Source organism: Mesorhizobium sp. M1406 (assembly GCF_040317555.1).
Classification (GTDB): Bacteria; Pseudomonadota; Alphaproteobacteria; order Rhizobiales; family Rhizobiaceae; genus Mesorhizobium.
The window spans coordinates 1-1,330 of sequence record NZ_JAMYKW010000157.1; the positions used below are offsets into that span (position 1 = coordinate 1).

General features: G+C 56.5%; 1 protein-coding gene and 1 pseudogene. One reads left to right on the plus strand and one right to left on the minus strand.

The features are described 5' to 3' along the window. Positions 1 to 260: pseudogene (locus NKH03_RS35155) on the plus strand (hypothetical protein); the annotation flags it as partial. A 179-nt stretch (positions 261 to 439) separates the two neighbouring features. Here NKH03_RS35155 and NKH03_RS34685 read toward each other — a convergent pair. Continuing rightward, positions 440 to 901: a phasin gene (locus NKH03_RS34685; protein WP_352607915.1), complete on the minus strand. Its 462-nt coding sequence runs from the start codon at positions 899 to 901 to the stop codon at positions 440 to 442. Positions 902 to 1,330 lie beyond the last annotated feature (429 nt).

The following is a 1,330-nucleotide window of genomic DNA, read 5'->3' on the forward strand; positions in this document are numbered from 1 at the left end:
CAAGCAGTTCGAAATGCTCGCCGCATGAGCGCCGCGTGACGCTCAACCTGCCCTTGCGACCTCAGCTGGAGTTTGCGACGGAACCTCTGAAGGCGGTGCCCAGCCTGAAGTCGCGCATGGCATTGACCACGGCCTATGCCACGGGCCTTCGCTCCTCCGAGACCGTCGGTCTGAAGGTTGGCGAAATCGACAGCGAACGTGCGTCATCTTGGTTCAGCATGGCAAGGGCCGCTACGTCAGCATCACGTGCTCCTCCATAACTGAGAAGTGTTCTCTGCCAGGCTCCGCTTACCGTAAGGTTGGCGCCAGAGCCTTTGCGACGCGATACCTCAATGAGCTTGCGTGACTACCAGTTACTTCCCAGCTTCGTACGTTGCCGTCGGGAACGGCGGTGACATCAGTCGGGCCCCCGTGTCGGAGGACCGGACTGCTACGCTTATCAGGCGGCCTTGAGGTCCCGGAGCCTCTTCTCGAAGACGTCCTTGACCGGTTTGGAGATATCGGTCACCGCCTTGGTAGTGAGCGCCCGAAAATCCTTAGCCTGCTCGGCTCCCATTTCGACCCGCTTGGTTAGGAATGTGGTCTGCAGCTCAATTACCGCGGACAGCGACTTCGCGCCGGCTAGGGCTTCAAGATGCGAAAAGTCGGCTTCGGCATTGGCGCGCAGCGCAGCGATCGTCGCCAGCGACAGCTCATTGCCGACCGACCTCGCGGTTTCTAAGGTCGACTTGAGCACTTTCTGGATCTCATCAGCGCCGAACTGGAATTTGGCCAGCACTTCTTTCGATTGCTCGACGCCCTTTTCGGCGACTGCGTGGAACTGATCAATTGCCTTGCTGGGGTCGAATGCCTGGAATTCGTTGGTTTCGGCGGTTTGGCTATTGTCTGTGATCTTGGACATTTCCGGATCCTTTTGGTTGGTGATGGTGAACATGCGATGGCGTCCGCAACGTATTTGCGAATGATCAAGCATATGCCGTGCCAAACGATAAATCGGTTCGGAACAATACGGTACTCGAACGCAGCTGTGTCGCATGTCCGACCTCGGCGGACGCTGTGTAGGTTTGTTGCCACGGCTGTATGGGAGCGCAGAGGTTTGACGCGAGGCCAATTACGCGGCAAGGATTTGGAATTGCTTGGCCAGGGATGGATTTTGATTGTAGGCGAAGCTCGCCTTGTTGCTTACACATCACGTGAACCATTTCGATACCCGTTTAGGATGTTTGCGTCTGATGCTGGTGATTTTGACCTTGCCCCTCTGATCTAATCCGGTTTGAAGTTCGTTCTGGCCCATCGAGAGGACTAGGACATGAAACGTAGCCGCTTCTCT

What these genes read in the sequence shown, in the direction of transcription:
- NKH03_RS34685 (WP_352607915.1), bottom strand. Translation starts at nt 901, where the DNA reads ATGTCCAAGATCACAGACAATAGCCAAACCGCCGAAACCAACGAATTC.